At 65.6% G+C, this 26,854-nt stretch carries 28 protein-coding genes; 17 read left to right on the top strand and 11 right to left on the bottom strand.

What is annotated here, in order from left to right; translation table 11 throughout:
• The first annotated feature begins 51 nt into the window (after positions 1 to 51).
• The 3 genes from mgtE (at position 52) to aroA (ending at position 3,458) form a co-directional block, all read left to right on the top strand.
• On the top strand, positions 52 to 1,446 hold the full coding sequence (gene mgtE, locus ATO9_RS03075; RefSeq protein ID WP_043744822.1) for a magnesium transporter: 1,395 nt from the start codon (positions 52 to 54) through the stop codon (positions 1,444 to 1,446).
• A gap of 10 nt (positions 1,447 to 1,456) precedes the next feature.
• Positions 1,457 to 2,020 carry a 5-formyltetrahydrofolate cyclo-ligase gene (locus ATO9_RS03080; protein ID WP_043744825.1) on the top strand — a complete coding sequence of 188 codons (564 nt, stop codon included), beginning with the start codon at positions 1,457 to 1,459 and terminating at the stop codon, positions 2,018 to 2,020.
• Between the two features lie 91 nt (positions 2,021 to 2,111).
• Complete coding sequence (gene aroA, locus ATO9_RS03085; protein ID WP_043744828.1) at positions 2,112 to 3,458, top strand: 3-phosphoshikimate 1-carboxyvinyltransferase; 1,347 nt, start codon at positions 2,112 to 2,114, stop codon at positions 3,456 to 3,458.
• 311 nt (positions 3,459 to 3,769) lie between these two features.
• Here aroA and ATO9_RS03090 read toward each other — a convergent pair whose 3' ends face one another.
• A complete protein-coding gene (locus ATO9_RS03090; RefSeq protein WP_043744830.1) occupies positions 3,770 to 4,765 on the bottom strand; it encodes a polyprenyl synthetase family protein in 996 nt (331 codons plus the stop codon).
• 61 nt (positions 4,766 to 4,826) lie between these two features.
• On the opposite strand from ATO9_RS03090, the gene ATO9_RS03095 reads away from it, so the two are divergent.
• The 3 genes from ATO9_RS03095 to ATO9_RS23810 all read left to right on the top strand — a co-directional run bounded on the left by ATO9_RS03095 (position 4,827) and on the right by ATO9_RS23810 (position 6,069).
• Positions 4,827 to 5,042, top strand: coding sequence for a putative signal transducing protein (locus tag ATO9_RS03095; protein ID WP_043744832.1), 216 nt, complete (start codon positions 4,827 to 4,829; stop codon positions 5,040 to 5,042).
• Positions 5,039 to 5,797: a tRNA1(Val) (adenine(37)-N6)-methyltransferase gene (locus tag ATO9_RS03100; protein ID WP_043744834.1), complete on the top strand. Its 759-nt coding sequence runs from the start codon at positions 5,039 to 5,041 to the stop codon at positions 5,795 to 5,797. Before ATO9_RS03095 ends, ATO9_RS03100 begins: the two co-directional genes overlap by 4 nt.
• A 104-nt stretch (positions 5,798 to 5,901) precedes the next feature.
• Positions 5,902 to 6,069, top strand: coding sequence for a YdcH family protein (locus tag ATO9_RS23810; RefSeq protein WP_081979421.1), 168 nt, complete (start codon positions 5,902 to 5,904; stop codon positions 6,067 to 6,069).
• On the opposite strand, the gene yddG is transcribed toward ATO9_RS23810, so the two are convergent.
• From yddG to ATO9_RS03120, 4 genes are all read right to left on the bottom strand, one after another.
• Complete coding sequence (gene yddG / locus ATO9_RS03105) at positions 6,047 to 6,970, bottom strand: aromatic amino acid exporter YddG (RefSeq protein WP_081979440.1); 924 nt, start codon at positions 6,968 to 6,970, stop codon at positions 6,047 to 6,049. The two genes, ATO9_RS23810 and yddG, sit on opposite strands and share 23 nt — an antisense overlap.
• Before the next feature lie 119 nt (positions 6,971 to 7,089).
• Positions 7,090 to 7,812: an acetoacetyl-CoA reductase gene (gene phbB / locus ATO9_RS03110; RefSeq protein WP_043744837.1), complete on the bottom strand. Its 723-nt coding sequence runs from the start codon at positions 7,810 to 7,812 to the stop codon at positions 7,090 to 7,092.
• 210 nt (positions 7,813 to 8,022) lie between these two features.
• Entirely contained in the window at positions 8,023 to 9,198 is a 1,176-nt protein-coding gene (locus ATO9_RS03115; protein WP_043744840.1) for an acetyl-CoA C-acetyltransferase, read from the bottom strand.
• A 130-nt stretch (positions 9,199 to 9,328) separates the two neighbouring features.
• Positions 9,329 to 10,162, bottom strand: a complete 834-nt coding sequence (locus ATO9_RS03120) for an EAL domain-containing protein (protein ID WP_043744843.1) — start codon at positions 10,160 to 10,162, stop codon at positions 9,329 to 9,331.
• A 192-nt stretch (positions 10,163 to 10,354) separates the two neighbouring features.
• Here ATO9_RS03120 and ATO9_RS03125 point away from each other — a divergent pair, with 192 nt between their 5' ends.
• From ATO9_RS03125 to ATO9_RS03140, 4 genes are read left to right on the top strand one after another with little or no spacing between them, the layout of a single operon-like run.
• Positions 10,355 to 10,852 carry a GNAT family N-acetyltransferase gene (locus ATO9_RS03125; RefSeq protein WP_043744846.1) on the top strand — a complete coding sequence of 166 codons (498 nt, stop codon included), beginning with the start codon at positions 10,355 to 10,357 and terminating at the stop codon, positions 10,850 to 10,852.
• Positions 10,853 to 10,883: 31 nt separating this feature from the next.
• On the top strand, positions 10,884 to 11,585 hold the full coding sequence (locus ATO9_RS03130; RefSeq protein WP_043744848.1) for a molecular chaperone DjiA: 702 nt from the start codon (positions 10,884 to 10,886) through the stop codon (positions 11,583 to 11,585).
• 6 nt (positions 11,586 to 11,591) lie between these two features.
• Positions 11,592 to 12,602 (top strand): endonuclease/exonuclease/phosphatase family protein, encoded by a 1,011-nt coding sequence (locus tag ATO9_RS03135; RefSeq protein ID WP_043744851.1) that lies wholly within the window; start codon positions 11,592 to 11,594, stop codon positions 12,600 to 12,602.
• A 38-nt stretch (positions 12,603 to 12,640) separates the two neighbouring features.
• The gene (locus ATO9_RS03140; protein ID WP_043744855.1) at positions 12,641 to 13,000 is read left to right on the top strand and encodes a hypothetical protein; all 360 of its coding nucleotides are present in this window, start codon (positions 12,641 to 12,643) and stop codon (positions 12,998 to 13,000) included.
• A gap of 6 nt (positions 13,001 to 13,006) precedes the next feature.
• Here ATO9_RS03140 and ATO9_RS03145 read toward each other — a convergent pair whose 3' ends face one another.
• The 4 genes from ATO9_RS03145 to ATO9_RS03160 form a co-directional block, all read right to left on the bottom strand.
• A complete protein-coding gene (locus tag ATO9_RS03145) occupies positions 13,007 to 14,560 on the bottom strand; it encodes a Ppx/GppA family phosphatase (protein ID WP_043744859.1) in 1,554 nt (517 codons plus the stop codon).
• A gap of 479 nt (positions 14,561 to 15,039) precedes the next feature.
• Entirely contained in the window at positions 15,040 to 17,214 is a 2,175-nt protein-coding gene (locus ATO9_RS03150) for an RNA degradosome polyphosphate kinase (RefSeq protein ID WP_043744862.1), read from the bottom strand.
• Between the two features lie 54 nt (positions 17,215 to 17,268).
• Complete coding sequence (locus tag ATO9_RS03155; protein WP_052418061.1) at positions 17,269 to 17,952, bottom strand: HdaA/DnaA family protein; 684 nt, start codon at positions 17,950 to 17,952, stop codon at positions 17,269 to 17,271.
• Positions 17,953 to 17,956: 4 nt separating this feature from the next.
• Positions 17,957 to 19,027 carry an AI-2E family transporter gene (locus ATO9_RS03160; protein WP_043744865.1) on the bottom strand — a complete coding sequence of 357 codons (1,071 nt, stop codon included), beginning with the start codon at positions 19,025 to 19,027 and terminating at the stop codon, positions 17,957 to 17,959.
• Positions 19,028 to 19,637: 610 nt separating this feature from the next.
• On the opposite strand from ATO9_RS03160, the gene proS reads away from it, so the two are divergent.
• Together proS and ATO9_RS03170 are read left to right on the top strand one after the other, a co-directional pair.
• On the top strand, positions 19,638 to 20,975 hold the full coding sequence (gene proS, locus ATO9_RS03165) for a proline--tRNA ligase (protein ID WP_043744868.1): 1,338 nt from the start codon (positions 19,638 to 19,640) through the stop codon (positions 20,973 to 20,975).
• Positions 20,976 to 21,123: 148 nt separating this feature from the next.
• Positions 21,124 to 21,651 (top strand): DUF2937 family protein, encoded by a 528-nt coding sequence (locus ATO9_RS03170; RefSeq protein WP_043744872.1) that lies wholly within the window; start codon positions 21,124 to 21,126, stop codon positions 21,649 to 21,651.
• Here ATO9_RS03170 and ATO9_RS03175 read toward each other — a convergent pair.
• Positions 21,584 to 22,267 (bottom strand): hypothetical protein, encoded by a 684-nt coding sequence (locus tag ATO9_RS03175; RefSeq protein ID WP_043744875.1) that lies wholly within the window; start codon positions 22,265 to 22,267, stop codon positions 21,584 to 21,586. The two genes, ATO9_RS03170 and ATO9_RS03175, sit on opposite strands and share 68 nt — an antisense overlap.
• Positions 22,268 to 22,400: 133 nt before the next feature.
• On the opposite strand from ATO9_RS03175, the gene ATO9_RS03180 reads away from it, so the two are divergent.
• The gene (locus ATO9_RS03180; protein ID WP_043744877.1) at positions 22,401 to 23,696 is read left to right on the top strand and encodes a lipoprotein-releasing ABC transporter permease subunit; all 1,296 of its coding nucleotides are present in this window, start codon (positions 22,401 to 22,403) and stop codon (positions 23,694 to 23,696) included.
• The gene (locus ATO9_RS03185; protein WP_043744879.1) at positions 23,689 to 24,372 is read left to right on the top strand and encodes an ABC transporter ATP-binding protein; all 684 of its coding nucleotides are present in this window, start codon (positions 23,689 to 23,691) and stop codon (positions 24,370 to 24,372) included. The genes ATO9_RS03180 and ATO9_RS03185 overlap by 8 nt, the downstream gene beginning before the upstream one ends.
• A gap of 28 nt (positions 24,373 to 24,400) precedes the next feature.
• Here the strand turns inward: ATO9_RS03185 and ATO9_RS03190 are convergent, their stop codons facing one another.
• On the bottom strand, positions 24,401 to 24,952 hold the full coding sequence (locus ATO9_RS03190; RefSeq protein ID WP_043744883.1) for a TlpA disulfide reductase family protein: 552 nt from the start codon (positions 24,950 to 24,952) through the stop codon (positions 24,401 to 24,403).
• Positions 24,953 to 24,973: 21 nt separating this feature from the next.
• Here ATO9_RS03190 and argH point away from each other — a divergent pair, with 21 nt between their 5' ends.
• The 3 genes from argH to ATO9_RS03200 are packed head-to-tail and all read left to right on the top strand — an operon-like array spanning position 24,974 to position 26,837.
• Entirely contained in the window at positions 24,974 to 26,365 is a 1,392-nt protein-coding gene (gene argH / locus ATO9_RS03195) for an argininosuccinate lyase (RefSeq protein WP_043744888.1), read from the top strand.
• The gene (locus ATO9_RS24520) at positions 26,362 to 26,514 is read left to right on the top strand and encodes a hypothetical protein (RefSeq protein ID WP_202902096.1); all 153 of its coding nucleotides are present in this window, start codon (positions 26,362 to 26,364) and stop codon (positions 26,512 to 26,514) included. The genes argH and ATO9_RS24520 overlap by 4 nt, the downstream gene beginning before the upstream one ends.
• A complete protein-coding gene (locus ATO9_RS03200; RefSeq protein ID WP_238318656.1) occupies positions 26,511 to 26,837 on the top strand; it encodes a DUF2834 domain-containing protein in 327 nt (108 codons plus the stop codon). Before ATO9_RS24520 ends, ATO9_RS03200 begins: the two co-directional genes overlap by 4 nt.
• Positions 26,838 to 26,854: the final 17 nt, after the last annotated feature.

A 26,854-nucleotide genomic window follows, 5' to 3' on the forward strand; every position in this document is an offset into this window, starting at 1 on the left:
TTTTCGGTTCTTTTCCTCTCCTATGGTCCGGATCAGCAGAAGGAGCGCGGCATGAGCGAAGAGGCAGAGGTCGAGGAGCTGGAAGAGCGGCTGGACAGCGATGACTACACGCTCGACCGCAAGGTGATCACCGGCATCCTCTATGCCGTCGACACCGAGGATCGCGAAAAGCTCGTCGAGCTGATGGAGCCGCTGCACGCCGCCGACATCGCCGACCTTCTGGAACAGATCAACGCCTTCGACCGGCGGCGGATGGTGCTGCTCTACGACAAGGAATTCGACGGCGAGATCCTGTCGGAACTGGACGAATCGATCCGCGAAGAGGTCATCACGATCCTCAACCCCGACGTGCTGGCCGAAGCCGTCCGGGAACTGGACAGCGACGACGTCGTCGACCTTCTGGAAGACTTGGAGGACGAACAGCAGGCCGCGATCCTGGGCGCGCTGGAAGCCAGCGACCGGGTCGCCGTCCAGCAGGCGCTGACCTATCCGGAGGAATCCGCCGGCCGCCTGATGCAGCGCGAGGTCGTCGCGGCCCCCGAACACTGGAATGTCGGCCAGGCCATCGACTACATGCGCGAACGCGAGGACCTGCCGGAGCAGTTCTACCACATCATCCTGGTCGATCCCCGGATGAAGCCCGTCGCCCATGTCACCCTGGGCAAGGTCATGGCCAGCCCCCGCGTCACCCAGCTGGCCGACCTGGTGGAGCCGATGTTCCGCACGTTCTCGGCCACCGAGGACGAGGGCAACGTGGCCTATGCCTTCAACCAGTATCACCTGATCTCGGCCCCGGTGGTGGATGACGATGACCGGCTGGTCGGTGTCATCACCATCGACGACGCGATGATCGTGCTGGACGAGGAACATGACGAGGACATCCTGCGACTGGCCGGTGTGAGCGAGGAAAGCTCTCTGACCGACCGGGTGATCGACACGACGAAACGGCGGTTTCCCTGGCTGGCTGTGAACCTGGTGACGGCGATCCTGGCCTCGCTGGTGATCGCGCAGTTCGAGGCGACGATCGCGCAATTCGTGGCGCTGGCGGTGCTGATGCCTATCGTCGCCTCGATGGGGGGCAATGCGGGGACGCAATCGCTGACCGTTGCGGTGCGATCCATCGCGACCAAGGACCTGACCGGGGCCAACGTCTGGCGGGTGATCCGCCGCGAATGCCTGGTGGGGCTGGTGAACGGGGTGATCTTTGCGGTGGTCATGGGCATCGTCGGGCTGATCTGGTTCGGATCGCCGGGCCTGGGCTACGTGATTGCGGCGGCCATGGTCATCAACCTGGTGATCGCCGGGCTGGCGGGAACGGTGATCCCGGTGGCGCTGGACCGGTTCGGCATCGACCCGGCCCTGGCCTCGGGCGCCTTCGTGACAACGGTGACGGATATCGTCGGCTTCTTCGCCTTCCTGGGCCTCGCCGGGGTGATCCTGCTGTGAGGGCGCCCGCGTGAGCCTGGCAGAGGAAAAGGCCGCCGCGCGCAAGGCGGCGTTTGCCCGGCGCAAGGCGGCCCATGTGGCGGCCTGGCCCGGTGCCAGCGGCGTGCTGTCCGAGGTGCTGGCCGGCCATCGTGGCGTGCCGGTTTCGGGCTATTTGCCGATCCGGACAGAGATTGACCCCCGTCCCGCCATGGCCGAGGCCGCGGCCTGGGGGCCTGTGGGCGTGCCGGTGATCGTCGCCAATGGCGCGCCGCTGACCTTTGCCCGGTGGGAGCCCGAGGGCCAGCTGGTCGACGGCCCCTTCGGCGCGCAGATCCCCGCCGAGCAGGTGGCGATGGTGCCGCAGATCGTGATCGTGCCGCTCGTTGCCTTCACCCGCGACGGGGCGCGGCTGGGCTATGGCGGCGGGTTCTACGACCGCACGCTGGAAGGGCTGCGCGCCGAGGGGCCGGTTCTGGCCATCGGCTTTGCCTATGCCGCGCAGGAGGCCGAGGCGCTGCCCCATGATCCGCTCGACCAGCCGCTGGACATGATCGTGACCGAGGCGGGGGTTATCGAGGTGGGCAACGCCTGAACCTGAGCTTGTGCGGGGCGCGATCCATCAATGATGGACCATCCCCCGGCCTTGCGATAAGAGCGCTGAGACGCTGGCGAGGAGGCCCGACATGTCCGCCCATGGCACCCCGATCCCGATGCAATCCGCCCCTTGCGGGCCGCTGAACGGCACCGCGAATGTGCCCGGTGACAAGTCGATCTCGCACCGGTCGCTGATCCTCGGCGCGCTGTCCGTCGGCGAGACGAAGATCTCCGGGCTTCTGGAAGGTCAGGACGTTCTGGATACCGCAAAGGCCATGCGGGCCTTCGGCGCCGAGGTCACCGATCTGGGCGAGGGCAACTGGTCGGTTCACGGCGTCGGCGTCGGCGGCTTTGCCGAACCTGCGAATGTGATCTATTGCGGCAATTCCGGCACCGGCGTGCGGCTGATCATGGGGGCCATGGCGACCTCGGCGATCACGGCGACCTTCACCGGCGATGCCAGCCTGAACAAACGGCCGATGGCGCGGGTCACCGATCCGCTGGCGCTGTTCGGAGCGCAGGCCGTCGGGCGCGACGGCGGGCGGCTGCCCATGACCATCGTCGGCGCGGCAGACCCCGTGCCGGTGCGCTACGAGGTGCCGGTGCCTTCGGCCCAGGTGAAATCCGCGGTGCTTCTGGCCGGGCTGAACGCCCCGGGCCAGACCGTGGTGATCGAACGCGAGGCGACCCGCGATCATACCGAACGCATGCTGGCAGGCTTCGGCGCCGAGATCACGACAGAGGTCACGGAAGAGGGCCGCGTCATCACCCTGACCGGCCAGCCCGAGCTGAAGCCGCAGGTGATCGCCGTGCCGCGCGACCCGTCCTCGGCCGCCTTCCCGGTCTGCGCGGCGCTGATCGTGCCGGGATCGGACGTACTGGTGCCCAATATCGGGCTGAACCCGACCCGCGCGGGCCTGTTCGAGACGCTGCGCGACATGGGCGCCGACCTGACCTACGAGAACCCGCGCGAAGAGGGCGGAGAGCCCGTCGCCGACCTGCGCGCGCGCTTCTCGCCTGACCTGAAAGGGATCGAGGTGCCGCCCGAACGCGCGGCCTCGATGATCGACGAATACCCGGTGCTGTCCGTCGTCGCGGCCTTTGCCCAGGGGCAGACGGTAATGCGCGGGGTCAAGGAGCTGCGGGTCAAGGAAAGCGACCGGATCGAGGCGATGGCCACAGGACTGCGCGCCAATGGCGTGGAGGTCGAGGATGGACCCGATTGGTGGATCGTCACCGGCATGGGCCATGGCAAGGTGCCCGGCGGGACCGAGGTGGAAAGCCACCTGGATCACCGCATCGCCATGTCCTTCCTCTGCCTCGGCATGGCCGCGCAACAGCCCGTCCGCGTCGATGACGGGGGCCCGATCGCGACATCCTTCCCGATCTTCGAGCCGCTGATGACGGGGCTGGGCGCAACACTCACCCGTCTCTGATCCGGCCGGCCTTTCATCAAGAGGCGCGCCTGCGGCGCACACGATTTGATCTTGCTCACGCCGCAAGGGCGCTCAAGGGCGCTGCCCTTGAGAATCCCGGGATATTTCCCGGCCAGATGAAAGGCGGCGGTGGCGTGAGTTTTGACCTTGCCGCGCCATCCCGCCGGGGCTGCCGGGCGCAAGAGTGCTCAACCCGCGCCGCCCCCCTGCTTCATCTTGCCAGAAATACTCCGGGGTAGCGCGCAAAGCGAAGCTTTGGGCGCAAGGGGCAGAGCCCCTTTCCGCATTTTCAGATATCGGTATCGGTGGGATCAGCGCAGGCGCGCGACGACGTAATCCGCAAGTTCGTCCAGGAGGTCGGTCAACTGATGATCGGGCAGGGGGGCGAGGGCGGCCTTGGCCGCGTCGGCCCAGTCCAGTGCCGTCTGGCGGGTGCTGTCCAGCGCGCCGTGCTTGTCCAGAAGGGCGCGAGCAGTGTCGAGGTCGGCCTCGGTCTGGCGGCCCTTTTCGATCGTGCGGCGCCAAAACTCCTGCTCTTCGGCGTCGGCCTCCGTGATGGCGCGGATCAGTGGCAGGGTGAGTTTGCGTTCGCGGAAATCGTCACCCACGTTCTTGCCGGTCTGGGCCGCGTCGCCCTGCCAGTCCAGAAGGTCATCGGCCATCTGGAAGGCGATACCGAGCGCGTCGCCATAGGTGAAGAGTGCCTGGACGTTGTCTTCGTCGGTGCCGGCGATGACCGCGCCGGCCTCGGTCGCGGCGGAGAAGAGCGCGGCGGTCTTGCCGCGCACGACCTGGAGGTAGGTGTCCTCGGTCGTTTTCAGATCCTGGGCGGCGGTCAGTTGCAGCACCTCGCCCTCGGCGATGGTGGCGGCGGCGTCGGACAGGATGTTGAGCACGCGCAGGTTGCCCGGCTCGACCATCAACTGGAAGGCGCGGGCAAAGAGGTAATCGCCCACCAGGACCGAAGACTTGTTGTCCCACAGCAGGTTGGCGGTCGGACGGCCGCGGCGCTGTGCACTTTCATCGACCACGTCGTCATGCAGCAGGGTGGCGGTGTGAATGAATTCCACCGTTGCGGCGAGATGTACATGCCAGGGGCCGTCATAGCCGCAGAGCCGCGCGGCGGCGAGGGTCAGCATGGGGCGGATACGCTTGCCGCCAGCCTCGACCAGGTGGGCCGTGACCTCGGGAATGCGCGGCGCGTGACGCGACGCCATGCGCGCGCGGATCAGGTCGTTGACCGCACCAAGATCGTCGGCCAGGAGGGCCGCGATCTGCTCATGTGGTTTGTCGACGGGTTTGTCCAAAGCCCGTTACACCTCTGCCAGCCTCTCGACAAATCGAGGGTTCTGACCTTAAGTCCCCATTATGAAACAGCTTCTGAGAACGAACAATCCGGCCGACCTGGCCTTTGCCCGGGCGCTGCTTCAGGGCGAGGGTATAGACTGCTTTGAAATGGACGTAAATATGAGCGTTCTCGAAGGATCCGTGGGCGTTTTGCCGCGCCGGATGATGGTCCGCGAGGCCGATTACGACCGCGCCCGCCGTACGTTGACCGACAACGGCATCGACCTGGGCGAATGAGCGACGATCTGACCCGTGACACGATCCTGGGAGGGCGCGTGCATCTGTGGCAGCCCCGCAAGGGATATCGCGCAGGGGTTGATCCGATCTTCCTCGCCGCCTGGGTGCCGGCGAAGCCTGGCCAGAGCGTTCTGGACCTGGGCTGCGGTGCCGGCGCGGCCTGTCTGAGCCTTGCCGCGCGGGTGCCAGGGCTGAGCCTGACCGGGTTGGAGCGGCAGCCGCTCTACGCGGCGCTGGCGCGGCGAAACGGGGCCGAAAACGGGCAGCAGATCGAGGTGGTCGAGGGCGACCTGGCGCAGATGCCCGAGGCGCTGAAACAGCGGGTGTTCGACCATGTGATCGCCAACCCGCCCTATTTCCGGCGCGACCGCAGCCTGGCCGGACCGGATGCCGCCCGCGAAGGCGCCATGGGCGAGGAGACCCCGCTGGCGGACTGGGTACGGGCGGCGGCGAAGCGCTGTCGCCCGCGCGGCTATGTCAGTTTCATCCACCGGACGGAGCGTCTGCCCGAACTCCTGGCGGCTTTTGATTCCTGTCTCGGATCGCTGGAAACCTTTCCATTAATTCCCCGCGAGGGGCGTGATTCGCAACTTTCACTGGTCAGGGGGCGGAAAGAGGGGCGTGCGGCCTTCCGATTGCATGCCGGACTGGTGGTCCACAGCGGCCCTGTCCACCAGACGGACGGAGAGGATTATACCCCTGAAGCATTGGGGATTTTGCGTGATGCAGCCCCCCTCGGCCCTGAGGGTCGTTAATGTTTCAGTAAGGCTTTCGGCATTTCCTCGCGGGTGCAACGTGACAGAATCATGAAACTGTGGTCCACTTTCGGGTGGGAGCACTACTGAGAGGAGACTACCAAATGAGCTTGAGTTCACATCTCGAGGAACTGAAGAAGAAGCATGAATCCCTCTCGACCGCGGTAGAACATGCCCAGCGGTCGCCCGGTATCTCGCATACCGAGATCACTCAGATGAAGAAGCAGAAACTGCGCCTGAAGGAAGAGATCACTCGTCTTTCGGTGCACTGACACCCGGTAACGGGTCCGGCTGAGGCGCGGCGGCGCGAGCCCCGCGCATGCTGGCACGGGCGGCCAATCCTGCGCCGCCTGTGATCAAGAGTGTCGCAACCGCAAGTTGCAGGCTGGGCGGGGCAATCCCCGTCGCGACCAGAATGATCGTCGAAAACAGCGGCGCGGCATAGGACGCCACGCCGAGCATCTGGATGTCGCCGTGTTTCACGCCCACATCCCAGGTGTAGAAGGCCAGCCCGACCGGGCCGAGGCCCAGACCGGCGATGGCCGCCCATGTCACCGCATCCGCGGGCCAGACTGTTTGCTCCCACGCGAGGTGGAGCAGGGTGGAGCCTATGGCGGTGGCCAGGCAGAACAAGCCGACCGCGGCGGTCGGCACCTCTCCGAACCGGCGTGAGAGGACCGAATAGCTCGACCAGGTGAAGGCGCAGGCCAGTGCCAGCAGGTAGCCCGTCATGTGGGTCAGCGAAAAGGAATCGCCGCCGCCCAGGATGATGAGCGCGGCCCCGGCGAACCCGGCCAGTCCCCCCAGCAGGTGCCCGGGGCGCAGGGTTTCGCCCGGCAACAGCCCCGAAAACAGGACGATCAGCAGCGGCCAGAGATAGGCGATCAGTCCCGCCTGGGCCGGGGGCGCATTGCGCAGGGCCGCGAAATAGAGCGCGTGATAGCCGAAAAGCCCGATCGTGCCGAGCGCGAAGGCCGCCGGCGGGATGCGCCGCAGGGTCGACAATTGCCCGTTCCAGGCGGCCCAGACCAGCCCGATCACCGCCCCGATGGCAAAGCACATCGCGTTCAGCTGTAGCGGCGGCACCGGCGCGCTGCCCACGGTGAAAAGCGCGAGAAGGGCCCAGAGAAGGACGGCGACAAAGCCGATGGCGGTGGCACGGGTGCGGGTCATGCGGCGTGATTGCGGGCTGGGGCCCTGGCCGTCAAGGCCGTGACAGGTCGTTTCGCCGCCGGACATGAAAAAAAGCCGGGAAACCCGGCCTTTCTGGTTTTTCGGTATGATCTGTTGGATCAGACGAAATGCTGCCCGCCATTGGCCGTGATAGTGGAACCGTTGATGAACCCGGCATCGTCGGAGGCCAGGAAGACCACGCAGCGGGCGATTTCCTCGGGCTCGCCCAGGCGGCCGACGGGGATCTGGCCGATGATGGCTTCGCGCACCTTTTCGGGCACGGCCATGACCATTTCCGTGGCGATGTAGCCGGGGCAGATCGCGTTCGCGGTGATGCCCTTGGCGGCGCCTTCCTGTGCGAGCGATTTCACCATGCCGAGGTCACCGGCCTTGGTGGCGGCGTAGTTGACCTGGCCGAATTGACCCTTCTGACCGTTGATCGACGAGATCACGATGACCCGGCCGAAGCCACGTTCGCGCATGCCCGGCCAGACCGGGTGCACGGTGTTGAAGACGCCGGTCAGGTTGGTGTCGATCACCTCGTGCCAGGTTTCGGGCGTCATCTTGTGGAACGGCGCATCGCGGGTGATGCCGGCATTGGCCACGATCACGTCGATGGGGCCGAGATCCGTTTCGACCTGCTCGATCCCGGCCTTGGAGGCCGCGTAATCCGCCGCGTTCCACTTGTAGGTCTTGATCCCGGTCTCTTCGGTGAACTTTGCCGCGGCCTCGTCGTTGCCGGCATAGGTCGCCGCAACCTGATAACCCGCGTCTTTCAATGCCTTGGAGATCGCCGCGCCAATCCCGCGCGAGCCCCCGGTGACCAATGCTGTCCGTGCCATGATTCCTCCTCCGATACAGTTCTTGAGTAACGCTGTTACCCATTTAGTCAGGTTCACGCAATATTGTTGCGCAATGAATTTTGCCCGGTCGGGCAGATTCTTTGTCGCACCCTTGGCTAACACTCTCCTAACACGGTGAACCCGGACAAAAGAAAGGGTGCCCCAAACGGGGCACCCTTCGAAAGCGTATGTTTCGGGTCGTTGCCGGGTTTACGGGCGTTCGACGCACATGGCGACGCCCATGCCGCCACCGATGCAAAGCGTGGCGAGGCCCTTCTTGGCGTCGCGGCGCTGCATTTCGAACAGCAGGGTGTTCAGAACGCGGGCGCCGGAGGCCCCGATCGGGTGACCGATGGCGATGGCGCCGCCGTTCACGTTCACGATCGACGGATCCCAGCCCATATCCTTGTTCACGGCGCAGGCCTGGGCGGCAAAAGCCTCGTTCGCCTCGACCAGGTCGAGGTCCTCGGGCTTCCAGCCGGCCTTTTCCAGCGCCTTGCGGGAGGCGTGGATCGGGCCGACGCCCATGATCGAGGGGTCGAGCCCGGCAGTGGCGTAGGACACGATGCGGGCCAGCGGGGTGATCCCGCGCTTTTCCGCGTTCTCGGCGGTCATCAGCAGGGTGGCCGCCGCGCCGTCATTGATGCCCGAGGCGTTGGCCGCGGTGACCGAGCCGTCCTTGGTGAAGGCGGGGCGCAGTTTCTGCATCGCCTCGATCGTGGCGCCGTGACGGATGTATTCGTCCTGGTCGACGACCGTTTCGCCCTTGCGGGTCTTCACGGTGAAGGGGACGATTTCGTCGGCGAACTTGCCGGCCTTCTGCGCAGCCTCGGCCTTGTTCTGGCTGGCCACGGCGAATTCGTCCTGCTGATCGCGGGAGATCTGCCATTTTTCGGCAACGTTTTCAGCGGTCTGACCCATGTGGTAGCCGTTGAACGCGTCCCAGAGGCCGTCCTTGATCATCGAGTCGATGTATTTCACATCGCCCATCTTATGGCCGGCGCGCAGATGCGCGACATGGGGCGACAGCGACATGCTTTCCTGGCCGCCGGCGATCACGATATCCGCATCGCCCAGCTGGATGTGCTGCGCGGCGAGCGCCACGGCACGCAGGCCGGAGCCGCAGACCTGGTTGATGCCCCAGGCGGCGGATTCCTGTGGCAGGCCCGCATTGATATGCGCCTGGCGTGCGGGGTTCTGGCCCTGACCGGCGGTCAGCACCTGGCCCAGAATGGTTTCGGAGACTTCGCTTGCGTCGATCCCGGCGCGTTTCACGACCTCGGCCAGAACCGTCGCACCCAGTTCATGGGCGGGCGTATTGGCAAAGGAACCTAGGAAAGAGCCGACAGGGGTTCGCGCGGCAGAAGCGATGACGACATTGGTCATGGATTGTCCTCCAACTGATATGACGCAGGAGATTCTCCCCCCACGCCTCCATGTCGGTGACGTAGCGCAAATTGCCCTTCGCCTCAACGCATGCTTGCGGGGCGGGGGGATTTGCCGCGGCGCAGAAGCGTTACTGCGCGGCCATCTGAGAGGGGGCCCAGGGCGGGTGCACGGTGGGTGCGGCGTAGTAATAGCCCTGCAGGCAGTCGATCCCCGCCTGTTCCAGCCAGGCGGCATCGTCGGCGCATTCGACCTGTTCGGCGATGGTCATCATGTCCATCTGGCGGGCGATGGCGATCAGCGCCGAGGTCAGCACCTGGTTGTCCGGATCGGTGGCCACGCCGCGGATGAACTGGCCGTCGATCTTGAGCACGTCGAACAGGAAATCCCTGAGATATCGGAAGGATGTGTAGCCCGCGCCGAAATCGTCGAGCGCGAAGCTGATCCCCTGGCGGCGCATCTGCGCCATGAAGCCGGTGACGAGTTCGGGCACCAGCATCGCAGAGCTTTCGGTGATTTCCAGGATCAGCCGTTCCCCGACCGTCGCATCGCGCATCAGGCCATTGCGCAGCGTCTTCATCCAGTCGGAGAACCCGATGGAGCGGGCGGACATGTTGATGGCCAGGCGCAGGTCGGGCTGCTGGGCGAGGGTCCGCAGCCCCATGTCGAGCGCGGCACAATCGATTCGGCGGCCGAGTTCGGTGGTTTCGACCGCACCGATGAAGTCGGCGGCGGGGATGATTCGCCCGGTCTCGTCATAGATGCGGATCAGCCCTTCGTAATAGGCGATACGGCCGCTGCCGGCGGCGCAAACGGGCTGGAACGCCAGGGCGAGGTTGCCGTGACGCATCGCTTCGGCGACCATTGCAAGCGTCGAGCGGTCGCGAGCGGACACCGCATAGCTGAGCGGATCGCGCTGTTCCGGGGGCACGTCCAACCAAGGCGTCAAATCGATCCGGCCCATTCTGTTCTCCATCCGACTGTCAGGGTTGTTGTCGCATCCGAGATCTTAAGAACTGTCTAAGAACCGTGCCTTTTTCCTCTTCCTGAGATGTCGACGGGGGCCTCTGGCTTGCCTTTGCCGGGAGGCTTTGAAAGATGGCGGGCAGGGCCCGGCCGGGCGGCGATCCGGTGGGCAATCATCACGGAGAACATCATGGCGGGCGCTGTAATTCGACCGGCAGACGAGGCGGATTATCCCGCCATCCTGGACATCTGGGGGCCGGTGGTCCGCGACACGACGATCACTTTCGCCTCGGTCGAAAAGACTTTGTCAACGTTGGCCAGCTATATTCAGGGGCGTCGCGACATGGGGCGCGAATTCTTCGTTGCGGAACTGGCGGGCGTCGTGGCGGGGTTTGCGTCCTATGACCAGTTCCGGGGCGGCGATGGATACGTACACGCGATGGAACATACCATCGTGCTGGGCCCGCAGGCGCGGGGGCAGGGGATCGGCCGGTCCCTGATGCTGGCGGTGGAGGATCACGCCCGCGATCGCGGCGCGCATACGATGATGGCCGGGATCAGCGGAGAGAACCTGGCGGCGATCTCCTTCCACGGTGCGGTCGGCTATGAACAGGTCGGCCGGATCCCGGAATCGGGGCGCAAGTTCGGCCGCTGGCTGGACCTTGTGCTGATGCAGAAAATTCTCTGACAGCGCTGCGCTGTCACGTTAGACTGAGCCCATGTCGATCTGGTCCCGCATCTCCGAAGCGATTGCCGCCCTGGCCCGAGGCGAAAGCCTGAGCCGGGTTTTCGAGGAATTGCGCACGCCGCCCGAACGCTCGGTTGCCTTCACCATCGCGGTGATCGCCCTGGGCGCAAAGATGGCCAAGGCCGACGGCATGGTCACCCGAGACGAGGTCACGGCCTTCCGCGAGGTGTTCCAGATCGCCAAGAAGGACGAGGAACAGGCGGCCAAGGTGTTCAACCTCGCCCGTCAGGACGTCGCCGGATACGAAATCTATGCCCGCAACATCGCCAGCATGTTCGGGCCGCGCAGCGAAACGCTGTGCGACCTGATGGAAGGGTTGTTCCACATCGCCCTGGCCGACGGTGGCTATCACCCGGCGGAGGACGAATACCTGTCCAACGTCGCCCGCATCTTCGGCATGGACGAGGCCCGGTTCCGCAACCTGCGCGCCCGGTTCGTGCAGGATTGCGCCCCCGACCCCTATGCGATCCTCGGGATCGAGCCCGGCGCGTCCTATGAGGAGGCGCGCAAGGCCTGGCGGCAGGCCGTCCGCGATTGCCATCCGGACCGCCTGGCCGCCCGTGGCCTGCCGGAAGAGGCGATCGGCATGGCCGAGAAACGCCTGATCGACATCAACCGCGCCTGGGAAGAGATCACGGCGGCGCGCGGGTCCTCGGACCGGGTCACGGCCTGACGGCCCATGCGGTTCGCCAGCTACAACGTGGAATGGTTCGACGCCCTATTCGACGATCAGGGCGACCTGCTGATGGACGATCGCTGGTCCGCGCGACGCGACATCACGCGCGCGCAGCAGATCGAGGCGCTCGGCATCGTCTTCACCGCGATGGACGCCGATGCGGTCATGGTGATCGAGGCGCCCGACCACAACAATCGCCGCGCCACCGTGCCGGCGCTGGAAACCTTCGCGGAGGCCTTTGACCTGCGGGCCCGCAAGGCGGTGATCGGATTTCCGAACGATACGCAGCAGGAAATCGCGCTGCTTTACGATCCCGATGCTATGGAAGTGCGCCACAATCCGCAGGGCCTGGTCGGCGCGCCCCATGCGCCGCGGTTCGACGGGACATTCCGGATCGATCTGGACGTGGACGCCACCCAGGACGAGGTGCGGTTTTCCAAGCCGCCACTGGAACTGGCCGTGCGCACGATGCAGGGGGCGGAGCTGCGCCTGATCGGGGCGCATCTGAAGTCCAAGGCCCCGCATGGCGCGACCAACCGCGACGAGGTCATGCGCCTGTCCATCGCCAACCGGCGCAAGCAGCTGGCCCAGGCGATCTGGCTGCGCCAGCGCATCGCCCAGCACCTGCTGGCCGAAGAGGCGCTGATCGTGATGGGCGATCTGAACGACGGTCCGGGGCTGGACGAATACGAGGACCTGTTCGGCCGATCCTCGGTCGAGATCGTGATGGGGGCGGAGCCGCCGCAGCTGTACGATCCCCATGCGCGCAAGGCGCTGAACAGCCGGCTGAGCGCGGCACCCACCACCGCGCGCTTCTTCATCAAGCCCGAGGGTCGTTACCTGCAGGCGCTGCTGGATTACATCATGGTCTCGCCCGATCTGCGCCACCGCGGCCCGCGCTGGCGCATCCTGCATCCCTTCGACGACCCGGAATGCTGGCGCAACCCGGAACTGCGACAGGCGCTGATCACGGCCTCGGACCATTTCCCCGTGTTGATGGATATCGACCTCTGACCTGTAAATCGGGCGGGTGGCGCCCTATATTGCAGGGCATGAAACGGCTCGTCCTGATCCTCGCCCTCGCGGCGCCCCTGCCTGCCTTCGCGCAGGATGACGGCAACCCGTCGCTGATGGAACGCGGCGCCAAGATGTTCTTCCGCGGCCTGATGGAGGAAATGGAGCCCGCCATGCGCGACCTGCAGGGCCTGGTCGAGGAAGCCGGCCCCGCCATGCAGAGCTTCATGCAGGAAATGGGCCCGGCTTTCGCGGATGTCCTGAGCGAAATCAAGGACTTCTCGGTCTATCATCCGCCCGAGATCCTGCCCAATGGCGACATCATCATGCGCCGCCGTGAACCGCTGGACCCGGACCCGGTGCCCGAGATCGAAGAGGGCGAAGAGATCGAGCTGTAGCGCGCCCTAGCGCTGCATCTTCAGGTCGACCTCGGCCCCCAGCGAACTGGCGAGGGATTTCAGCCGCGCCAGCGCGACCTCTCCCAGCAGCGGCCAGGCGGCTTCGGACAGGCGCAGCTCAAGCACCTTCTTCTTGGGGAACCAGCGGAATTCGCCCGGGATCGCGTCCTCTTCGGGCCAGAGCATGGCCCCGAAGCGCATCGCCTTGCCGACGACCTCGGCCTGCTGGCGGTCGGCCTCGGGCAGGTAGTCATACAGCTCTTCAAAGGACGTGCCTTCGCGCTTGTTGCGGTAGCGGTGCAGCAAGGCGAGGCCGAGGAAGATCCGTTCCACGTGCTTCAGCCCGCCCAGGTTGGCGCGGGTGGCGTTGTCGAAACAGACCTCGGCCCGATAATCGGGATGGGCGCGCCAGGTCACGTCATGCAACAGGCAGGCCGCCTTGATGATCCGCAGCCGGTCGGGCTTGGCGGATTTGAAGAGCGGCAGGATGAACTTGTAGAGCGTCTTGCCGAAGCCGGGCAGGCGGGCATCCTTGGATTCAGCGAAACGACAGGCCTCGATCAGGGGATCGCGATCGCGCAATTGCTGCGGCATCTGCTGGTAGAGCATGCCCTCGCGGATCCCGTAGCTGGACACGGCGATGTCCCGGGGCCGGAAGACGCGGACCACCTCGGCCAGCACTTCCGAGGCGAGGGGCACAAGGTCCATCCGGGCCGAGGAAATGCCGCAACGCGCGCGCAGGGCGTTGCTGTCTTCCTGGCGGATATAGTCGACCGTGGCGCGCACCGCCTTGGCGGTCATGCGGTATTCGTGCAGCACGTGCAGCGGATAACCCTGCCGGTCCATGTCGATCCGCGCGATCGCCCGCCAGGAGCCGCCGACAAGGAACAAACGGTCCCGCTGGGCGCCCATCTCGCCGGCCATGGCCGCGACCTGGTCCTTGATGAAGGCGCGGCGCCCCTTGCGCCCGCCCTTGATCTCCTTCAGCTTCAGCGGCCCGAGCGGGGAGGTCATGCGCAGCCCGACATCGCCGCCCTTGATCGCCGCCAGCTCCATCGACGATCCGCCGATATCGCAGACAAGCCCGTAGGATCCGGGCCAGCCCAGCAGGACGCCCTGGGCGGACAGTCGCGCCTCTTCCTCGCCCGACACGACCCGCACGCGCAGGCCTGTGGTGCGTTCGACCTCGGCCACGAAATCCGGCCCGTCCTCGGCGTCCCGCACGGCGGCGGTGGCCACGGCGGTCAGCGGCGTCGCCTCCATCCCCTGGGCGAGGATCTGGAACCGGCGGATCGCGGCGAGGGCACGTTGCCGCCCCTCGGGGTTCAGCCGGCCGGTTTCGGACAGGCCGGCCCCCAAGGCGCACATGATCTTTTCGTTGTAGAAATAGGCGGGGCTGCGCGCGGCACCGTCAAAGACGACAAGCCGGACGGAGTTCGAGCCGACATCGACCACCCCGACCCTGCGCAGGTGGCGGACCGAAGGGTCCTTGAACAGCGGACGCCCGAACGGTTCGAGGTCGTCATCATGCGGGATCGCTGTGTCCGGGCTATCTTCCATGGTCAGCCTGTTCCTGATCTTCCCGACCTTCATTGCAGCGCCAGCCGGGGGCGTCAACCAAGGGGCTGTGGCAATAGGTCGGGGTGAGCGGAGAACAGGTCTGATTCTTGATGGAGGCATGGGAGTGTCTGGCCTTGTCTCGCTCGAAAAAATCTTGCGAATACAGAATGTAACGAGTCCCTTCGCCTGGGGAATGGCAGGCCGCGACGACCGGCCGGCCAGTCAAAACCTTGCAGACCCGCTCAGCCGCGGAAACCATTAACCCTAACCTGAATTAACCTTAACGCTGATTAAGGTTAACACCCCGAGCTCCCACACCCGCCCGGATCAAACACCTAACGCCCAATACAGATCGCCCGCCCCCACGCAGAAGCACCCCCGGCCAAACCCAAAGCGCCCCTCCATTCTTCATCTTGCCAGAAATACTCCCGCCGGAGGCTTTGACCGGCCGGCCACGGGAAGACCCGCAGGACAGCGCGTCACTCCTCCTCATGCGTCAGGACGGGCACATCCGCCGCCCCGGCCGATCCGCGACCGGACAGCGACGGGTTCTCCATGAAGAAGCGATGGCAATTGAAGGCAAAGGCGCCCTCGGGCAGCTCCGCGCGGGTGAAATGGCCGTCGGGCTGCATGATCCAGCTCTGCGCCTGGTCGGCGAGGTTCGCAGCCATGATCTGGCGCACGATCTGGTCCTTCACGGTGGGGTTCGTCGTCTCCACCAGGGTCTCGACCCGGCGGTTCAGGTTGCGCCCCATCCAGTCGGCCGACGAGATGAAGACCCGCGATCCCCGCGACGGCAGGCCCTGGCCATTGCCGAAACAGACGATGCGGCTGTGTTCCAGGAAACGGCCGACGATGGACTTGACCCGGATATTCTCGGACAGGCCGCGCACGCCGGGCCTGATGCCGCAGATGCCGCGAATGACCAGGTCGATCTTCACACCCGCCTGCGACGCGCGGTAAAGCCCGTCGATCACGTCCGGCTCGATCAGTGAATTCATTTTGGCCCAGATCTGCGCGGGGCGTCCGGCGCGGGCATGGTCGGCCTCGGCCTCGAACTGCTCCAGCAGGAAATCCTTCATCCGGTGCGGAGAGATCTTCAGGTTTTCCAGCGACTCGGGTTGGGCGTAGCCGGACAGGTAATTGAACACCTTCGTGGCATCGCGCCCCAGCTTGGCATCGCAGGTGAAAAAGCTGAGATCGGTATAAATCCGCGCCGTGATCGGGTGGTAATTGCCGGTGCCGTAATGGGTGTAGGTGACAAGGCTGTCGCCCTCGCGCCGCACCACGGTCGAGATCTTGGCATGGGTCTTCCAGTCGACGAAGCCATAGACCACATGCGCGCCAGAGCGTTCCAGGCGGCGGGATTGGTGGATGTTGGCGGCCTCGTCGAAGCGCGCCTTCAGCTCGACCAGCGCGGTGACGGATTTGCCGTCCTCCGCCGCGTCGCACAGCGCCTTGACGATGGGCGAATTCTTGGAGGTCCGGTAGAGCGTCTGCTTGATCGCCACGACATCCGGGTCCTGGGCCGCCTGTTCTAGGAAGCGCACGACCATGTTGAACGTCTCGTAGGGGTGGTGCAGCAGCATGTCCTTCTGCCGGATCGCATCGAACATGTCGCCGCCGTGATCCTGCACCCGTTCCGGCACGCGCGGGGTGAAGGTGGGCCAGAGCAGGTCGGGTCGGCTGTCGATCACCAGTTCCGAAAGGTCGGAGATCCCGATCAGCCCGTCGACCTCGATCACCTCTTCGGGGGACACATGCAATTCGCGCATGATCACCTTTTTCAGGCTGTCCGGCGAATTGGCACTGATCTTCATCCGCACGACCTCGCCCCGGCGGCGGCGCTTGAGCGCGGTTTCGAATTCGCGCACCAGGTCCTCGGCCTCTTCCTCGACCTCGAGGTCGCTGTCGCGCAGCACCCGGAAGGTACAGGATCCGATGGTGCGATAGCCCGGGAACAGCTGGTCGATATTGAGCAGCAGCAATTCCTCAAGCGGCAGGAAGCGGCGGGTGTCGCCGGTGGAGGGCAGGGGAATGAACCGGTCGATCTGCTGCGGGATCGGCAATAGCGCCTGCAGCGACCGGCCATCGCGGCGCCGTTCCAGCATCAGCGCAAAGGAAAAGCCCATGTTCGGGATGAACGGGAAAGGGTGCGCCGGATCGATGGCCAGCGGCGACAGGACCGGGAACACCTTGTAGAGGAACACCTCGGCCAGGTGCTGGCGGTCGGCCTCGGTCAGCTCGTCCTTGGTCAGGACGAAGATGTCGGCCTCGCGCATTTCCTGCGTCAGGTTGCTGAGGATCTCCTGCTGGCGATGCATCAGGTTGCGGGCGTCCTCGTCGATCAGCACCAGCTGTTCGGCGGGGGTCAGCCCGTCGGCGGCGGGGTTGGTCTGGCCTTCGCGCTTCAGCTCTCGCAGACCGGCGACGCGGACGGTGTAGAATTCATCCAGGTTGGTGGCCGAGATCGACAGGAACCGCAGCCGTTCCAACAGCGGCACGCGGGTGTTTTCGGCCTCTTCCAGGACGCGCCAGTTGAAACCCAGCCAGCTGAGTTCGCGGTTCACGAAACGCCCCGGACCGGCCAGATCCGCCCCCGGCAATTCCTGCGGCTCGGGCAGGGGGGAATTGAGAAAATCGGCCGATATCATATGGAAAACCCTCGCATAATGCGCCCGACGTATAACTTTACCTGTGAGACGGTTTTATGACTCTTCGGCCTCGCCCAAGTCCAGATCCAAGCCGCGCACGAAGGGCAGGGAAATCGTCCTGCGCTGCTGAAGCGAGGCGGTGTCGATGGCCGTGACCACGGATTGGGCGGAAGTGAAAGACCGGTCCATCCGTTTCAGAAGGTACTGGATCACCTGATCGGGCACATGCAGCTGGCGATCCGCGAAGAGCTTGACCAGAAGTGCGCTCATCAGCGCGTCGTCTGGCAGCGACAACGTGGCCGAGGACGCGCCCTGCAACCGGCTGATCAGGTCGGGCAGGCGCAGCGGCCAGGTCTTCACCGGGCCCGCGCCGGTCAGCAGCAGCGGCTGGCCCTCGGCCCGGGTCAGGTTGTGCAGGTGGAACAGTGCGGCCTCTGTCTCGGGGCGGTCGATGGCATCGACATCCTCGACCGCGACGGGACCGGTGGCGAGCGTTGGCACGGCGTCCTTGTCCAGCTCACGGGCGCTGACGATGCGGGCGCCGGCGGCTTCGGCCCAGATATGGGTCAGGTGCGTCTTGCCTGAGCCGGACGGTCCGGTCAGCACGAATTTCCGGTCGGGCCAGTCGCGCCAGCCCTCGAGCAGGGCAAGCGCCATGGCGTTGCCCGGAGAGACCACGAAATCGGCGCGGCCCAGCCCGGCGATGCGGGCATGGCGCAGGGGAAGCGGCGGTTGCATCGTGTCAGTCCTGGTCGGAATGGCTTTCCAGCCCGCGATAGAGCCGGCTGTCCTTGTATTGCGACAGCACGAACCGCATCAGCACGCCGATCGCGGCGGCCACGGGCACGGCGACCAGCATCCCCACGAAGCCGAAGAGCGAGCCGAAGACCGACAGGGCAAAGATCAGCCAGACCGGGTGCAGCCCGACACTGTCGCCGACCAGTTTCGGGGTCAGCACGTTGCCTTCGATCACCTGGCCGATGACGAAGATGCCGGCGACCAGTCCGATCGAGAGCCAATCGCCCCAGAACTGGAAGAAAGCCAGACCGATGGCGAGAAGGCCACCGACCAGCGCGCCCACATAGGGAATGAAGGTGATCAGTCCCGCGACGGCCCCGACGACAAGGCCGAATTGCAGCCCCACCAGCATCAGCGCAATGGCGTAATAGGTGCCGAGGATCAGGCACACCGTGCCCATGCCCCGGATGAACGAGGCGAGCGTCGCGTCGATTTCCCCGGCGAGGCGGCGGATGACGGGGGCGTGGTCGCGGGGCAGCAGGTCGTCGATATCGCCGACCATGTTGTCCCAGTCGTAGAGCAGGTAGAACGCCACCACCGGCACGATCACGAACAGCATCACCACGTTGATCAGCGACCCGACCGAGGACAGTGCCCCCTGCAGCAATTGCCCGCCCTTGGACTGGATCGTCTCGCCCAGCGAGGTCAGCGACTGGCGCAACGTGCTGTCCTGGTCCAGCAATTCGGGGAAGCGCTGTGTCAGGAAGGCCTGGAAATCCTGGAACACCTTGGGCGCGATGTTGAACAGGTCGATGGCCTGGTTGATCAGCGTCGGCACGACGAGCAGCAGCAGGACCACAAAGATCAGCAGCGCCACCAGCGTGATAATCCCGGTGGCCAACGCGCGGGAGGCGCCCATGGCCTCCAGCCGGTCGGCGACTGGGTCGAGGAAATAGGCCACGGCGCCGCCCAGCACGAAAGGCAGGATCACGTCGCCCAGCCACCACAATGCCAGCAGGAAGATCGCCGCGGCGAGCCCCCAGTATTTCAGCTGATCCTTGACTGGCAGAGCCATGCGCCACCCCTTTCCTGAGCGGCGAGTTTCGCCGCATTGCCTCATGGCTTCAAGTGGATTGCCCGGCGAAGCGGGTCAAGGGGGCTTGAACGCGGGCGCTGGTGGGATTTGGCCGCTTGGTCTGCCGGTTCCCGCGGCGGTACTGGGGCACAAGGCGCTGTTGGCGGACGGTTTTCTCCGTCGCCTCGGCGACCGGCCAGGTCAGGTTCCCCAGGGTGCAATCCGCGACTGCGCCGGCATCCGACGATTTGTGACGCCGGGTAAGGAATCCCTGACTGTCGGTTTTTCCGACGCCGCGTCACATTGGGGATGTTCCGGCCATGAAGGGCTTAGCCCCGGCCCAGGGGGCTAGGCCCCAAGGAACCACCCTGATCCCGGCGGCCCGGTATAATGCGGGTCTGTCGGGGCATCGTCCCGTCGCCCGGGTCTCCCCGCGACCATTGGCGACAGCCTGCGCCGTTCTCATCCCCACCCTTCCGGAACGGCGCAGGCCCCCATCGGGGCCGTCTGTCCGCATCCGCCATGACATCCTTGCACAAAGGACCGCGCTGCTTGTGAGCGTGCCGAAAATCGCCTAGACGATCCGCACCAAACAACAAAGGTCTTTAGGATGCGCCTGTCCCGCTATTTCCTGCCCGTTCTCAAGGAAACCCCTGCCGAGGCCCAGATCGTCAGCCACCGCTACATGCTGCGTGCGGGCATGATCAAGCAGGCCAGCGCCGGGATCTATTCCTGGCTGCCGCTCGGCTTCAAGGTGCTGCGCAAGATCGAAAACATCGTGCACGAGGAACAGCAGCGCGCGGGCCATATCCCGATGCTGATGCCGACCCTGCAATCCGCCGATCTCTGGCGTGAATCGGGGCGCTACGATGCCTATGGCCCTGAAATGCTGCGGATTCGCGACCGTCACGACCGCGACATGCTGTACGGTCCGACCAACGAAGAGCTGATCACCGACATCTTCCGGTCCTACGTGCGGTCCTACAAGGACCTGCCGCTGACGCTGTATCATATCCAGTGGAAGTTCCGGGACGAGATCCGCCCCCGCTTCGGCGTGATGCGCGGCCGCGAATTCTACATGAAGGACGGCTACAATTTCGACCTGACCAAGGAAGACGCGCTGCATGCCTATAACCGCCACCTGGTGAGCTACCTGCGCACCTACGAGCGGATGGGCCTTCAGGCGATCCCGATGCGCGCGGATTCGGGTCCGATCGGGGGCGACAACACCCATGAATTCCTCGTGCTGGCCGAAACCGGGGAAAGCGAGGTGTTCTATGACAGCCAGATCACCGACCTGAAATTCGGCGACCGCCAGATCGATTACGATTCGGTCGACCAATGCCAGGCCGTGCTCGAGGAATTCACCTCGCGCTACGCCCGCACCGACGAAACCCATGACGAGGCCGTCTGGGCCGAGGTGCCCGAGGATCGCCGCCGCGTTGCCCGCGGCATCGAGGTCGGGCAGATCTTCTATTTCGGCACCAAGTATTCGGACGCCATGGGCGCCACGGTGCAGAATGCCGAAGGCGAGCAGGTGCCGGTGCATATGGGGTCCCACGGGATCGGCGTGTCGCGTCTGCTGGGGGCCATCATCGAGGCCAGCCATGACGACAAGGGCATCATCTGGCCCGAGGGCGTGACCCCGTTCCATGTCGGCATCGTCAACCTGAAGCAGGGCGACGAAGAGGCCGATGCGGCGTGCCAGGCACTGTATGACAGCTTCACCACCCTGGGGCTTGAGCCGCTGTATGACGACCGCAACGAACGTGCGGGCGGCAAGTTTGCCACGATGGACCTGATCGGTCTGCCCTGGCGCATCACCGTCGGGCCGCGTGGCCTGAAGAACGGCGTGGTCGAACTGACCTCGCGCCGCACCGGCGAGAGCGAGGAAATGCCCCCCGAAGAGGCGGTCAAGAAGGTCGCGGCGATCTACGCGGCGCTTTGATCCGCGCCTGATTGGCGTGACGTCCACGAGCGGCCCGGTGCAGCGATGCGCCGGGCCCTTTCTTTTACAGGACCCTGCGAACGGAATCCCTGACCTGCGACGCATTTTCGGCTATGATGCCGGAAAAAGAGCAGGACCAGAGTTATAGATGATCGCGCGGATGCTGACACTCGCGGGCGGTTTGGCCGGGGCGGCCGGGCTGTCGCAATTCCCCGAATTCTCGCAGCAATATACCCAAAGGCTGGCGGGCGCGGTCGACGAGTTGTCCCGCGTGGTCGAGGATTTCGACCGCTCCGCCGCGGCGGAAGGGTTGGACCGGCAGGCCGCGCTGGATGCGATGACCGGAAGCGGCTTTGTCGAACGGCGGCGGGTCGACATGACCCGGACCATCGAACGCAAATCCCGGCTCGAGGCCGACCTGGCCGCTCTGCGGGGCGCCGGGCCGTTCACCCGCGCCTACGAGGCCGCGCATTTCGACGACATGGAAATTGCGCGCCGCGCGGCGCAGGATTTCAAACCCGCCATGCCATTGACCTTCGAGGGGATCAGCTTTGCTGCCGTGGGGCTGTTCGTCGGATGGCTTGCCATCGCGACGGTGCTTTACGTGCTCAGGCTGCTGCTTTGGCCGGTGCGGCGGCGGCGTCGTGCCCCGTCGCGTCGCGGTCGGACCGCCTGACATCCTGCGCCTCGTTGCGCAGGTGGTCGTCCAACTGGCCCAGCAGATCCTTGCGCGTCCGGCGTTTGCGGATCTGGCGGGTGCGGGTCCATTGCGGATGGAACAGGCGGCGGTCGGTCTCGTGGTTGATCCAATAGCCCTGCCTCGCGGCGACCAGCTGTGCGTCGTAGGTGCCCTCGGCCATCACGGTGACCACCAACTCTTCGACCTGGGTCCCGGTATCCAGCCCGGCCACTGACAGCGCGTGATCGGTGATATCGCCGAGGGCGCCGAGGTCGCGGTGTTCGGCGCTTTTCAGCGGGCCCTGGCTGGAATGGCCAAGCGCGTCGCCCTCGTCCTGCGCGTCGGTATCGGTGATGAAGGCGGTGTGGGTGTCGCTATCCACCAGCATCTCGACCATGACGGCAGAGACAAAGATCGGCTCCGCCCCCATATTGCCGACCATCAGGTGGGCGCGGTCCTTGTTGCCTGCGACCCGGGTCAGCAGGATGTTGGACCGTTTCTGCCGGCGGAAACCGGTGATCAGGATGTGCAGATAGACGATCCAGACGAGCGCCGTGAGTATCTGCACGCCGGTCGTGATGATCTGTCCATGTTGTGCAAGCCAATCGAGCATATGCGACCTCCGCTTGGCCAACGCATTGATGGCACTTCGGTTGCATCGCGCCCGGCGTTGGCCGCCCCCCGCGCGCCCCCTTGACGCCAATGCCTGCGCGCCGCACATGTTCGGGACCCAACGAGGAGAGACCATGCCCGGTCGGACCGCCCCCTTTGCCCCGTTCGAATGGATGATCGCCTGGCGCTATCTGCGTGCCCGCCGTGCCGAGGGCGGCGTCAGCATCATGACCTGGATCAGCCTGATCGGCATCGCGCTGGCGGTGGCCGCGCTGATCATCACCCTGTCGGTCCGTGCCGGGTTCCGGGCGGAATTCGTCGACACGATCCTGGGCGCCAATGCCCATGTCACGGTTTATTACACGGGCGAAAGCGGGCCGAACGGCCAGATCAGCCGGACCATCGCGGATTATGCCGACCTGACCGGCCGCCTGGCCGAAGTCGAGGGTGTCACCCGCGCCGCGCCGCTGGTCAAGGGGCAGGTCATGGCCTCGGCCCGTGGGGCGACCACCGGGGTCGAGGTCTTCGGCATCCGGGCCGAGGACCTGGCCACCATCCCGCGCATCGCCGACCCGATCGAGGCACAGGGCGACCTGTCGCGCTTCGGTCCCGATATCGAGGGGATCGCCATGGGATCGGGTGTGGCGCGCAGCCTGAACCTGACCGTGGGCGACCGGGTCAAGCTGATCTCTCCGGACGGGGTCAAGACGGCATTCGGCACCTCGCCCCGCGTCAAGACCTTTGAAATCGTGTACCTTTTCACCGCCGGTCGCTATGATATCGACCAGACCCGCGTCTACATGCCCTTCGCCGAAGCACAGAGCTATTTCAACCGCGAGGGCGTGGCCGACGAGATCGAGGTGATGGTCGAAAACCCCGAGAGGGTGGACCAGATGGCCTTCGACCTGCTGCGCGCGGGGGGCGACAGGGCGCTGATCTGGACCTGGCGGGATGCCTCCGGGTCGTTCCTGCGGGCTCTGGATATCGAGGACAACGTGATGTTCATCATCCTGTCCGTCCTCGTGCTGATCGCGTCGATGAACATCGTTTCGGGTCTCATCATGCTGGTGAAGAACAAGGGCCGCGATATCGGCATCCTGCGCACGATGGGCCTGACCGAGGCCTCGGTGCTGCGGGTCTTCTTCCTCTGCGGGGCGTCGACCGGGTTGATCGGCACGGTGATCGGCGTGATCATCGGCTGCCTGTTCGCGATCTACATCGATCCGATCTTTGCTCTGGTGGACGGGCTGTCGGGCGGCAATGTCTGGGACCCCTCGGTGCGCGGCATCTATGCGCTGCCCGCGCTTCTGCAATGGCAGGACATCGTGTCGGCGGTGGCGCTTGCGCTTGGCCTGAGCTTTGTCATCACGATTTTCCCGGCGCGCCGTGCCGCCCGGATGAACCCGGTGGAGGCCCTGCGCTATGAGTGATGCGGTGCTGGAATTGTCGGGGATCGAGAAGGTCTACAACCGTGGTGAACCTGGTGAGATCAACGTGTTGCGCGGCGTCGACCTGACGCTGAACGCGGGCGAAGCCGTGGCGCTGGTCGCCCCGTCGGGCGCGGGCAAGTCGACGCTGCTGCATATCGCGGGGCTGCTGGACCTGCCCGATAGCGGCGCGGTCAAGATCGGCGGCGAGGCGATGCAGGACCTGCCCGACCGGCGGCGTACGGCGGTGCGGCGGGCCGATGTCGGTTTCGTCTACCAATTCCACCACCTGCTGCCCGAGTTCTCGGCCGAGGAAAACATCGTCCTGCCGCAGCTGGCCAACGGCGTGGCGCGTGGCGCGGCGAAAGATCGCGCGCGGGATCTGCTGGCCACCGTCGGTGTGGCGGATCGCGCCGGTCATCGCCCGGCGGCGCTGTCGGGCGGCGAACAGCAGCGGGTGGCCTTCTGCCGGGCGCTGGCCAATGCGCCGCGCGTCCTGTTGGCGGATGAGCCGACGGGCAACCTGGATCCCGAAACCTCGGACCGTGTCTTCGGCGCATTGATGGACCTTGTGCGGAAGACCGGGCTGGCCGCGTTGGTGGCCACCCACAACATGGAGCTGGCCGCGCGGATGGACCGCGTTCTGCGGCTGGATGGCGGGCGCCTGCGCGCCGGCTGAGCTGGCGCGGGCGCGACGCCCCCGGGGATTACTCTTCGATCAGCGCGGACACGATCGCGCGGGCGCTGTCGCTGTGCCAGTCGGCCGTACCGGTGAGGCGGGCGATTTCCTGGCCGTCACGATCCAGCAGAACGGTGACGGGCAGGCCCAGCACGCCGTTGGCGCGGGCCAGACCGCTGCGCGGGTCGCGGTATTTCGGCAGGCTTTCCACGCCGACCTCGTCAAAGAACTTGTCGATGGCGGGGGGCGCGTTCGGGCCGGTGGCGACGGTCACGACGGCGAAATCCTCTCCGCCGAATTCCTGTTGCAGCGCGTCCAGCGTCGGCATCTCTTCGCGGCAGGGGGCGCACCAGAGCGCCCAGAAGTTCAGGACCACGACCTGCCCGCGATAATGTTCGGCCAGGCTGACCGGCCCGTGGGGACCCTCAAAGGTCGCGTCGGCCAGCGGTTTGGGGCTTTCGTGGAGGACAAGCTTGCGCAGATCGCCGTCCCGCAGTGCGGCAAGGTCGGTTTCCGACCAGCCCGGGTTTGCAGTGGCGATCAACCCCGTATAAAGGAGCGCGGTGAGCAGGTTTTTCATCTTTCCTCCAGCGGGTGACCCATGACCGACAAGAACGCGAACCAGATGTGGGGTGGCCGTTTTGCCGCCGGACCCGATGCCATCATGGAGGCGATCAACGCCTCGATCGGGTTCGATCAGCGCATGGCCGCACAGGATATCGCGGGTTCGCGCGCCCATGCCGCCATGCTGGCCGCGACGGGCATCGTAAGCGATAAGGACGCCGAGGCGATGAGGGAAGGGCTTCTCACGATCTTGTCAGAGATCGAAGAAGGCAAGTTCGTCTTTTCCACCGCGCTCGAAGACATCCACATGAACGTGGAGGCCCGCCTGAAGGACCTGATCGGCGACCCGGCCGGGCGGCTGCATACGGGCCGGTCGCGCAACGACCAGGTGGCGACCGATTTCAAGCTGTGGACCCGCGACCAGATGGATGCCGCGATCGAGGGGCTGCAGGCCCTGATGCGCGCGCTGCTGGAACAGGCCGAACAGGGCGCCGATTGGGTCATGCCCGGCTTTACCCACCTGCAGACCGCGCAGCCCGTGACCTGGGGCCACCACATGATGGCTTATGTCGAAATGCTGGGCCGCGACCTGTCGCGGTTCCGGGACGCCCGTGCCCGGATGAACGAAAGCCCGCTGGGGGCCGCGGCGCTGGCCGGGACCTCCTATCCGATCGACCGGGACATGACCGCGCAGGCGCTTGGTTTCGACCGGCCGGCGGCAAACTCTCTGGATGCGGTGTCGGATCGCGATTTCGCGCTGGAATTCCTGTCCTGCGCGTCGATCTGCGCGATGCACCTGTCGCGCTTTGCCGAAGAGCTGGTGATCTGGTCCTCGGCCCAGTTCCGCTTCGTCACCCTGTCCGACCGGTTCTCGACCGGGTCCTCGATCATGCCGCAGAAGAAGAACCCCGACGCGGCCGAGCTGATCCGCGCCAAGATCGGCCGAATCTTCGGTGCCAATGTCGCGCTGATGACGGTGATGAAGGGGCTTCCGCTGGCCTATTCCAAGGACATGCAGGAAGACAAGGAACAGGTCTTCGACGCCGCTGACAACCTGATGCTGGCGCTGGCCGCGATGACCGGCATGGTGTCCGACATGACCGCCAACCGCCCGGCGCTTGAGGCCGCGGCTGCGCATGGGTTCTCGACCGCCACCGACCTGGCGGACTGGCTGGTGCGGGTGCTGGACATGCCCTTCCGCGAGGCGCACCACGTGACCGGATCGCTGGTCGCCAAGGCCGAGGCCAAGGGTTGCGACCTGCCGGACCTGTCCCTGGACGAGATGCAGGCCGTGCATTCCGCGATCACCGAAGACGTGTTCACCGTCCTGGGCGTGCACAACTCCGTCGCCTCGCGCACCTCCTATGGCGGGACCGCCCCGGTGCGCGTGCGTGAACAGGTCGGCCGCTGGAAAGAGGCGCTGGCATGACCCGTATCCTTGTCTTTTCCCTGCTGATGCTGGCGGCGGCCCTGCTGGGCGCCTGCGGTGTCGATGGCGAACCGGAACGTCCCGAACGGCCCGAGCCGGGCATTACCGTGTCGGGCCGCGTGGCCGTCGGCGTGGTCCGGATCCAATGATCGGGTCGCTGTCGGGGCTGCGCATCCTCTATCTGCTGCTGGCAGTCTGGGGCGCGGTGCATCCGATGTGGTACTTCCTGTCCTGGTTCGGCGAGAATGGGTTCAGCCTGTCCGCCATGGTGGCCGCCTGGACGGCAAACGACGCGGTGACCGGCCTGTCCGTGGACCTTGTGATCGCGGCCGTCGCGCTGATCCTGTGGATCCTGGCCGAGGTCGCGGTGCGCCGCAACTGGTCCGCGCTTCTGGCGATCCCCGCCACCTGTTTCATCGGCGTCAGCTGTGGCCTGCCGCTTTACCTTTTCCTGCGGACCCGCGCGGTCTGAGACCTTACCCCCGGAGC

Origin of the sequence: Pseudooceanicola atlanticus (assembly GCF_000768315.1) — a bacterium.
Classification (GTDB): Bacteria; Pseudomonadota; Alphaproteobacteria; order Rhodobacterales; family Rhodobacteraceae; genus Pseudooceanicola; species Pseudooceanicola atlanticus.